The following is a 9,004-nucleotide window of genomic DNA, read 5'->3' as shown; positions in this document are numbered from 1 at the left end:
GCAGCACTGAGCAACGCCGGCTGCTGTTCGACATGGACATGCACCTCATGCAACTGCGCACCAAAGTCGGTGAAACCGACCCTGCCGTCATTGGACTGACCGGCACGTACCACAACCTTTTGCGGATGTGGCTGGATGTCTGACCTCTTAACCCTGACGAAAAAGCCCTCATGAAAAGCCCCTCCATCATCACCATCGGCTTGCTGACACTGGCTGTGGCCAGCAGCGCCTTCGCCCACGGCGACATCAAATGCGACGCCCCCAAGGAAGAATGGAAAAAGCAGATGGACCTCCAGAAAAAGCTGACCAGCGAAGGTTGGAAGGTGCGTCAAGTCAAAGTCGACAATGGCTGCTATGAAGTCTATGGCTTCGACGAGAAAGGCAAGCGCGTCGAGGTTTACTTCAACCCCAAGACCTTCGAAAAAGCAGGCGAAGTCAAGTAACCCCGGCAATGAAGGTCTGGGACCACGGCGTACGCTGGCTTCACTGGACACTGGTAATGGCCATCAGCGTTGCCTGGTTGAGCACCCTGGGGCTGGGTTTTGTACAGCTCCACGAACCTGCGGGCTATGTCGCCCTTGGGGTGGTCACCGCACGCTTGGTCTGGGGCTTCATTGGCAGTCACTACGCGCGGCTTTCACAGTTTGTGCGTGGCCCATCAACCACCCTCCACTACGCCCGCCTGCTCAAACACAAACAGAAGCTCCGTTACAGCGGCCACAACCCTTTGGGCGGCTGGATGGTGGTGGCGCTGCTGGCGTGTGTTGCGGGCGCGGGCTTCACTGGCTGGCTGTACACCACGGACATGTTCTGGGGCATGGCCTGGCTTGATCAACTCCACAGCTTTCTCGCATGGACCTTGCTCGTGTTGATCACCCTTCACTTGATCGGCGTCATTTTCACCAGCCTTCGCCACCGCGAAAACCTGGTGCGGGCCATGATCACCGGGCGCAAAGCGGCGCCCCATGGCGATGACGTCGCCTGAGCACTCACGCCCATGAGCCCCATCCCTGAACTCGGCGCGATCCCAGCTGGCACGGTCAACCTGACCGACTACACCGCACACGCGCGCAGCCGACTTGACGACAACGCCTGGGCGTACTTCAGCGGTGGCGCCGCCGACGAACTCACCCTGCAGGCCAACCGCACCGCCTGGGATCAGTTGCTGCTGCATCCACGTGTCTTGCGTGCGCTGGCCGGGGGCCACACGCGGCAAACCTTGCTGGGCCGGGTGCTTGAGCATCCCATCATGCTGGCGCCCGTGGCGTTTCAGCGCATGGCCCACCCTGATGGCGAGCTGGGCACCGCCTATGCCGCCGCGGCACAAAGCGCAGGCATCATCCTGAGCACGCAAGCCACCACGTCACTGGAGCACATCGCCCAAGCCATCGTGGCCGACCCAGGCCGTGGCCCCCTGTGGTTCCAGCTCTACCTGCAGCATGAACGGGCCTTCACGCAAGCACTGGTTCAGCGCGCAGAAGCCGCAGGCTACGAAGCCTTGGTGCTCACCGTCGATGCCCCCACCAGCGGCGCCCGCGACCGCGAACGACGCGTCGAATTCAAACTGCCACCCGGCATCACCGCCGTCAACCTGGCGAATTTGCCAGAAGCACCCGTAGCATCCTTGTCGCCAGGCAAAAGCGCCATGTTCGATGGGCTGCTGTCCATGGCCCCCACCTGGTCCGACATCGCCTGGCTGCAAAGCATCACCCGCCTGCCCATCCTGCTCAAAGGCATCCTGCATGAAGACGATGCGCGGCAAGCGGCCCAACTGGGCGTGGCCGGGCTGATCGTGTCCAACCACGGTGGCCGCACGCTTGACACCGCCATCCCCACGGCCTGGGCCTTGCCGCGCATTGCGCAAGCCGTTGGCCCCAACATGCCCTTGCTGGTCGATGGCGGCATCCGCCGCGGCACCGATGTGCTCAAGGCCATCGCACTGGGCGCCCATGCCGTGCTGATCGGGCGGCCCTATGTGCATGCCCTGGCCACCGCAGGTGCCTTGGGCGTGGCGCACGTCATCCGCTTGCTGCGCGACGAGCTGGAGATCGCGATGGCGCTCACCGGCTGCGCCACGCTGGATGACATCACCCCGAGCGTGTTGTTCAAACACCCCTGAGCAAGCAACATCAGGAGCGCGAGTCCTCAGCTCGCCCGCAACTTCGTGGGCGAGCGCTTCTTGCGGCCCAAACTCAACTGGTGCGCAATGAACTTGGCGAACACCCACAATGCCGACTCCCCGGGCTTGGGTGGCTCGCCCTTGCCAATGCGCTTGAGCTGCCCCGTGTACCAGGTCACCTCCAGCAGGCCCATCTTGTCGATGAACTTGATGCCCGTCTTGATCGGCTTGATCACGTGCGTCGGCTCCTGCCCGTTCAACAAGCGCTGAGGCAGCGTCGGCTCCACCGCCAATGCCCGCGCCAAGCCCACCATGTCGACCGCACCAGACGCGATGGCTTCGGCCATGCCCTGCGATGAACGAAAGCCCCCCGTCACCACCAACGGCGTCTTGACCGCTTGACGCGCCTTCTCGGCAAAGGCCATGAAGTAGGCCTCGCGCTGACGCGTGCTGTCTTTCGCCGGCTCGGCCTTGTCGGCCTTGATGCCCGTCATGGCGGGCGCCTCGTAGGTGCCCCCCGACACCTCGACCAGGTCAATGCCCGCTTCGGCCAAGGCGCGGATCGTGTCCAGCGATTCTTCTTCGGTGAACCCACCGCGTTGGAAGTCGGCCGAATTCAACTTGATGCCGACCGGAAAATCAGGGCCCACGTGTTCGCGCATGGACCGGTAAACCGCCAGCACAAAGCGGCGGCGCTTCTCGGCCGTGCCGCCCCAGTCATCGGTGCGGCGGTTGTGGTGCGGCGATAAAAACTGGCTGACCAGGTAGCCGTGTGCGCCATGGATCTGCACGCCGGTGAAGCCGGCCTGCTTGACGATGCCTGCAGCCCGGCCATAACGCTCGACCAAGCCGTGGATCTCGGCATCGGTCAGCTCGCGCGGCGTGGCGAAGAACGCCTTCATGTCATCGCGAAAGGGCACCGCCGATGGCGACACCGTCTCTTTGTTCAAGCCCTTGGGTGCTTGCTTGCCGGGGTGGTTGAGCTGCACCCAGCATTGCGTGCCGCCGCGCGTGGCCGCTTGCGCCCAGGCCTTGAGTTCAGCCAGGTGGCGATCGTCTTCGATGACCACGTTGCCGGGTTCGCCCAAAGCGCGCCGGTCGATCATCACGTTACCGGTGACACACAAACCCACACCGCCATCGGCCCAGGCCTGGTACAGGCGCGCCAGCTCGGGCGTCGGTGCGCGCTCGCGGTTGCCCAGGGCTTCGGACATCGCCGATTTAAACAGGCGGTTCTTGATCACCACGCCATTGGGCAGCGTGAACGGTTGGGCCAAAACGGCTTGAGGCGTCATCCAAAGTACTCCTGAAAACACCGAGAAAGACGCGATTGAACACCGAAATTGGAATGTCTGCAGCACGCAGGCGCCCGCACAGCCGACGCCAATGCACATTTCATTGACGTTGAAGGGCCACAAAGATTCATAAACACTGTTTTTCAGAGGGAAGTGGCATTACCATCGCAGGCGCAATACCCTTGAGGAACACATGCGAACTCAGCATGCGCCCGAGGCAAGGCATCAGATCTGACCCTAGATTGGAGTGAATTCACATGGCAACTGCGAAGAAAGTCCCGGCCAAAAAGGCCGTGGCAGCTGAAAAAGTCCCGGCAAAGAAGGCTGCACCTGCAGCCAAGAAGGTCGCTGTCAAGCGCACCCCGAATGCCGCCTTCATGAAGGCTCTCACACCGAGCCCGGCTTTGGCCGCAGTCATTGGCGCTGAGCCACTGCCGCGCACCGAAGTCACCAAGAAGGTTTGGGAATACATCAAGAAGCACAACCTGCAAGATGCCGCCAATCGGCGCAACATCAATGCAGACGACAAGCTGAAGGTGATCTTCAAGAAGGCTCAAGTCTCGATGTTCGAGATGACCAAGCTGATCAGCGATCAACTGCTGAAGTGAGCAAGGGCCTGGCGGGCTGACGAGCCCGCTCTGCAACTTGATTGAAAAGCCCGGCCGTTCTTAAAAGAACGCCGGGCTTTTTTCATTCATTCACTCATTCAGGGCGTTGATTCCTCAGGGATCAAGGGCTTGAACAGCTCGTCAAAGTCTTGCGCGTTCAGCGCAGCATCGCTGGCCACGCCCGACAGCAACAGGTCGGCCAAGCCGGCCTTGCGCTCCTGCAGCTCGACCATCTTGTCCTCGACCGTGCCGCTGGCCAGCAGCTTGTAGACGAACACCGGCTTGTCTTGCCCGATGCGGTAACAGCGGTCAATCGCTTGTTGCTCCACCGCTGGGTTCCACCACGGGTCGTAGAGGATCACGGTGTCGGCCGCCGTGAGGTTCAAGCCCACGCCACCGGCCTTCAGGCTGATCAGGAACAAGGGCGCACTGCCCTTCTGGAACTTGTCCACCATGCCGGCACGGTCGTGGGTTTCGCCCGTCAGCTTGAGGTAGTCGATCTTCAAGCGCACCATCTCGGCCTCGATCAGCGAGAGCATCTCGGTGAACTGCGAAAACAGCAAAATGCGGCGGCCGTCTTCCACCAAGGTGGGCAACAGATCCAGCAGCAGGGCCATCTTGGCCGAAGGCGCGGCCTTGCCAGCGGCGGGCGCGCCTTCCGGGCCCATTTTCAGCAATCGCGGATCGCAGCAAACCTGGCGCAGCTTCAGCAAGGCATCAAGCACCATGATCTGGCTGCGCGCCAGGCCTTGCTTTTCAATGGCCTCGCGCAGCTTCTTGTCCATGGTGGCGCGCACGGTTTCGTACAGGTCGCGCTGCGTGCCGCTGAGTTCAACGCGCAGGTGCGTTTCGGTTTTCTCGGGCAGCTCGCGCGCCACCTGCAGCTTGGTGCGCCGCAGGATGAAGGGACGCACACGGCGCGCCAGGTGCTCGGCCTGCAAGGTGTCCTTGCGCTTTTCGATTGGGTTGCGGTAGTGCTCGCGGAACTGTGCTTCGCTGCCCAGCAGGCCGGGGCACACAAAATCCATCAGGCTCCACAACTCGCCCAGGTGGTTTTCAAGTGGCGTGCCGCTGAGGCAAAGGCGGTGGCGCGCGCGCAGGCCTTTGAGTGACAACGTGGCCTGGCTGCGGCTGTTCTTGATGCGCTGGGCTTCGTCCAGCAACAGGTAATGCCAGTCGTGCGAAGCGAGCGTGTCGATGTCGCGCACGGCCAGCGGGTAGCTGGTGATGACCAGATGGGCATGCTCGATGCGGTTGAAGTACTGCATGCGCTGCGGGCCATGCAGCACCACCAGCTTCAGGCCAGGCGTGAAGCGCTGCGCCTCGGTCTGCCAGTTGGCGATCAGGCTGGTGGGTACCACGACCAGGCTGGGCCGGTCCAGGCGGCCTGCGTCCAGCTCGCCTTGCAGCAAGGCCAGCGTTTGCAGGGTCTTGCCCAAGCCCATGTCGTCGGCCAGCACGCCGCCCAATCGGGCACGGCGCAGAAAGTCCATCCACGCCAGACCATCAAGCTGGTAGTGGCGCAAGGTGGCCTGCACATTGGGCGAAGGTTGCACTGCGGGCAAGCTGCGGCCACTGCCCAGCAGGCGCACTTGTTCGATCAGGTCGGTGAAGCTGGGCGGGGCCACCACCGTGGTCTGGGCCGTGACGGCTTCCAGCGTGCCCAGGTCAAAGCGTGACAGGCGCAAGGGCCCGCTGTCCTTGCCTTTTGAGGCAAACACCGAGCGCATCCACTCCATCAGGGGCGCCACGCGTTGCACCGGGATGCGCAGCAGGCGCTGGCGCGGCAAGGCGCCAGGCTCAGGCACGGCATCATCGGGCCAGGGCACCAACACTTCGCCGCGAGGCTGGCCGTCGCGCAGGTCCGAGTTCAGCTTCAACCAACCGGTTTGCACCAGGCCCACCAGCAGCGGCAGCAGGTCAACGCTCTGGCCTTCCACGGTGACCTTCATGCCCACGCTGAACCAATCACCACCGGCTTCCTCGTCGACATCGACGGTCCACTCTTCGGCGGTGTGCAGCTCGTAGGGGAAGTCGTGCTGCACCTCCACGACCCAGCCCCGCGCCTTGAGCAAGGGCAGTTGCTTGGTCAGGATGTGCGGCCATTGTTCTCGGCGTTGTGGCACCAGCACCAGGGGCTCGCCTTCCAGCGCCGACCCCGCACCGTTGGAGCCACTGCCCGCGTTCAGCCGCGTCAGGCGGTTGATGGCCAGGCCGGCCGACAGGCTCCACGAGCGGAACTCCAGCGTGTTGCACAGGTCCAGCAAGGCGGTGGCTTCCTGCTTGCTTTGCCGTTCAAAACGCACCATCTGGCGCTGCCCCGCCTGTTCGGGATCCTCGCGCTCACTGAAACCCAGCGCCCCATGGACCGCCGGGAAATGAAAATCAACCGGCTCGCTGCCTTCGGGCTGGTAGCGCAACAACAATTGCGCCGCCGCTTGTCGAACCTTGGTGTTGATGGACGACTGCGAGCCATAGCGGTGGTGCAGCATGGCCTCGGAGACCACATCGACGCAGGTGGTGAGCTTGAGCACTGGGATCAAGGGCAAGGCGCCCAGGCTGACCGCGGGCAGCTCGGGCGGCTCATCCCCCAAGGTCAAACGCATCTGCGGCGACGGCGGCGTGGCCTTGATCAGCGTCGACTCATCCAGCAAGCCACCACCACGCTGCTTGCGCACCTGCTGCGCCTCGAAAGCGATCAGGGCCGCGGCCACGTGTTTGCAGTTCAGGCCGACCGGACACGTGCAGTGGCCCATCACGCGCAGGCCCAGGCGGCGGTCGTTGACCAGCTCGGTGCGTTGCGCATAGGCCTGCGAGCCACTGCCGTGCAGGCGCGTGGACAAGACGGGCCCGATCACCTGCATCGACTGGATGGCTTGCTCAGGCTTGAGGTCCACGGCGCGCGCCAGGGTGCGGCCGTCAAAGTATTCCCCGAGATCAAAGTCGTCGGGCAGAGAGAAATCAGTCAAAAGCTCATTCCCACCATGGGTAGAAGGATGGCATCTCGGAGGTCTTGCCCTCGAATTGCGCGGGGCGCTTTTCCAGGAAGGCTTTCACGCCCTCCTTGCCATCGCCGATGCTGGTGTAAAACATGGCCAGCGAATCGACCTGGTGGGCTGCCAAAGGATGGGGTTGGGCCGAATTGCGGTACATCATCTGGCGCGTCAGGGCGATGCCGACGGGCGAGCGTTCAGTGGCAATGCGGCGGGCGATTTTCAAGGCCTCGTCCAGCAACTGGTCGTGTGGCACCACGGCCTTGACCAGGCGGCCACGCAGGGCTTCCTGCGCATCGAACACGTCGGCCAGGTAGGTCCACTCCAGTGCTTGCGAGATGCCGACCACGCGCGGCAGGAACCAGCTGGAGCAGGCCTCGGGCACGATGCCGATGCGGCCAAAGACAAAGCCGATGCGGGCTTTGTCAGACGCCAGGCGGATGTCCATGGGCAAGGTCATGGTGGCGCCAATGCCCACGGCCGCGCCGTTGATGGCGCCGATCACGGGCTTCTTGCAATCGTAGATGGCCAGCACGACGCGGCCACCGGTGTCGCGCACGCCGTTGAAGATCTCTGGATCGTTCAGGCGCTGGCGCATGTCGTCCATGGTGGGCCACTGGGTTTCGTCCAGGCCAAACACATTGCCCTCGGCGGTCAGGTCCATGCCCGCGCAAAAGGCCTTGCCCGCGCCGGTGACCACGACGGCGCGCACGGCATCGTCGTTGCTGGCGCGCGTGAAAGCGTCGACCAGTTCGTTGGCCATCTCGACGGTGAAGGCGTTGAGCTGCTCAGGGCGGTTGAGCTTGAGCAGCAACACGCCGTCGTCATCGACCGCGTAGTCCAGGGTCTGGTAGGTCATGGAATGTCTCCTGCAGCGGGGGCCAGTGAATTTTTGGGGTAATCCCCATTATCCGCTGTGCGTGACGCCTTCGTGACCACGCTCTGTCGCCAACCACCACAACACTGGCACGGTGCCCGGCAGCACCGGCACCACGTCGACCGGCAGGGTCTGCCAGGCCATCTGCTGGCCCTCACGCATGTCCAGCTCGCCGGCCCAGTCGTAGACCTTGCAAAAGTTCAGGCGCACCTTGGCGTGGGGGTAGTCCATCACCTCGGTCTGCCAGGGGTGGGCCTGGCCGATGGTGATGCCCAACTCTTCGGTCAGTTCGCGGCGCAGGGCCTGCTCGATGGTCTCGCCCTGCTCCACCTTGCCACCGGGGAACTCCCAATGGCCTTCATAAACCTTGCCCGGTGGGCGCGAGGTCATCAAAAAACGGGTTTCAACGCCGTGCGCATCGCGTTCAATCAACACGCCCACCGCCACTTCGACCGGTATGCGGTCGGTTTCTGCCATGACGTGATAAGACTTGGGCTCAGCCATGGTCGCGCCCCGAGTAGTCGCGGGCGAACTGGTAGGCGACCCGGCCGGAGCGCGAACCGCGCTCGATCGCCCAGACCAATGCCTGCGGGCGGGCGGCGGCAATGGCCTCGGCAGACACCGCGTAATGGCTCAGCCACTGCGCAACGATGGCCAGGTACTCGTCTTGCGTGAAGGGGTAGAAGCTGATCCACAGGCCAAAGCGTTCGGACAGCGAGATTTTTTCTTCCACGACCTCGCCGGGGTGCAACTCGCCATCGTCGCTGCGGTGGTAGCTCTTGTTGTCGGCGTGGTACTCGGGCAGCAGGTGGCGGCGGTTGGACGTGGCCACGATGAGCACGTTGTCGCCGGCGGCTGATACTGAGCCGTCGAGCACCGATTTGAGCGCCTTGTAGCCGGGCTCGCCTTCGTCAAACGACAGGTCGTCGCTGAAGACGATGAAGCGCTCGGGCCGGCCATCGACCAGGTCCACCAAGTCGGCCAAGTCCACCAGATCGGCCTTGTCAACCTCGATCAGGCGCAGGCCTTTTTCAGCGAACTCGTTCAGGCCCGCCCTGACGAGCGAGGACTTGCCGGTGCCACGCGCGCCGGTCAGCAACACGTTGTTGGCG

The 9,004-nt window shown here is 63.3% G+C and carries 9 protein-coding genes and 1 pseudogene; 5 read left to right on the top strand and 5 right to left on the bottom strand.

The window, feature by feature from the left end; all coding sequences use genetic code 11:
- From H7225_RS03895 to H7225_RS03880, 4 genes and pseudogenes are all read left to right on the top strand, one after another.
- Positions 1-143 (top strand): annotated as a pseudogene (locus H7225_RS03895) (PKHD-type hydroxylase); the annotation flags it as partial.
- A gap of 27 nt (positions 144-170) precedes the next feature.
- A complete protein-coding gene (locus tag H7225_RS03890) occupies positions 171-443 on the top strand; it encodes a PepSY domain-containing protein (RefSeq protein WP_290659475.1) in 273 nt (90 codons plus the stop codon).
- Between the two features lie 8 nt (positions 444-451).
- Positions 452-985 (top strand): cytochrome b/b6 domain-containing protein, encoded by a 534-nt coding sequence (locus H7225_RS03885; protein WP_290659474.1) that lies wholly within the window; start codon positions 452-454, stop codon positions 983-985.
- Positions 986-997: 12 nt separating this feature from the next.
- Entirely contained in the window at positions 998-2,119 is a 1,122-nt protein-coding gene (locus tag H7225_RS03880; RefSeq protein ID WP_290659473.1) for an alpha-hydroxy acid oxidase, read from the top strand.
- A 26-nt stretch (positions 2,120-2,145) separates the two neighbouring features.
- On the opposite strand, the gene H7225_RS03875 is transcribed toward H7225_RS03880, so the two are convergent.
- Positions 2,146-3,414, bottom strand: coding sequence for an NADH:flavin oxidoreductase/NADH oxidase family protein (locus H7225_RS03875; protein WP_290659472.1), 1,269 nt, complete (start codon positions 3,412-3,414; stop codon positions 2,146-2,148).
- 257 nt (positions 3,415-3,671) lie between these two features.
- On the opposite strand from H7225_RS03875, the gene H7225_RS03870 reads away from it, so the two are divergent.
- A complete protein-coding gene (locus H7225_RS03870; RefSeq protein WP_290659471.1) occupies positions 3,672-4,022 on the top strand; it encodes an SWIB/MDM2 domain-containing protein in 351 nt (116 codons plus the stop codon).
- 98 nt (positions 4,023-4,120) lie between these two features.
- Here H7225_RS03870 and H7225_RS03865 read toward each other — a convergent pair whose 3' ends face one another.
- The 4 genes from H7225_RS03865 to H7225_RS03850 form a co-directional block, all read right to left on the bottom strand.
- On the bottom strand, positions 4,121-6,991 hold the full coding sequence (locus H7225_RS03865) for a DEAD/DEAH box helicase (RefSeq protein ID WP_290659470.1): 2,871 nt from the start codon (positions 6,989-6,991) through the stop codon (positions 4,121-4,123).
- 4 nt (positions 6,992-6,995) lie between these two features.
- Positions 6,996-7,874, bottom strand: coding sequence for a crotonase/enoyl-CoA hydratase family protein (locus tag H7225_RS03860; RefSeq protein ID WP_290659469.1), 879 nt, complete (start codon positions 7,872-7,874; stop codon positions 6,996-6,998).
- Between the two features lie 48 nt (positions 7,875-7,922).
- Positions 7,923-8,396, bottom strand: coding sequence for an NUDIX domain-containing protein (locus H7225_RS03855; protein ID WP_290659468.1), 474 nt, complete (start codon positions 8,394-8,396; stop codon positions 7,923-7,925).
- Positions 8,389-9,004, bottom strand: a 616-nt coding sequence (locus H7225_RS03850; RefSeq protein WP_290659467.1) for an ATP-binding protein, incomplete at its 5' end; no start/stop codon positions are given. The genes H7225_RS03850 and H7225_RS03855, both read right to left, overlap by 8 nt.

The sequence above is a fragment of the Aquabacterium sp. genome, from assembly GCF_014378415.1.
Classification (GTDB): Bacteria; Pseudomonadota; Gammaproteobacteria; order Burkholderiales; family Burkholderiaceae_C; genus Aquabacterium.
The sequence above is the reverse complement of the archived record's forward strand: the minus strand, read 5'-3'. Positions and strand labels throughout refer to the sequence as shown.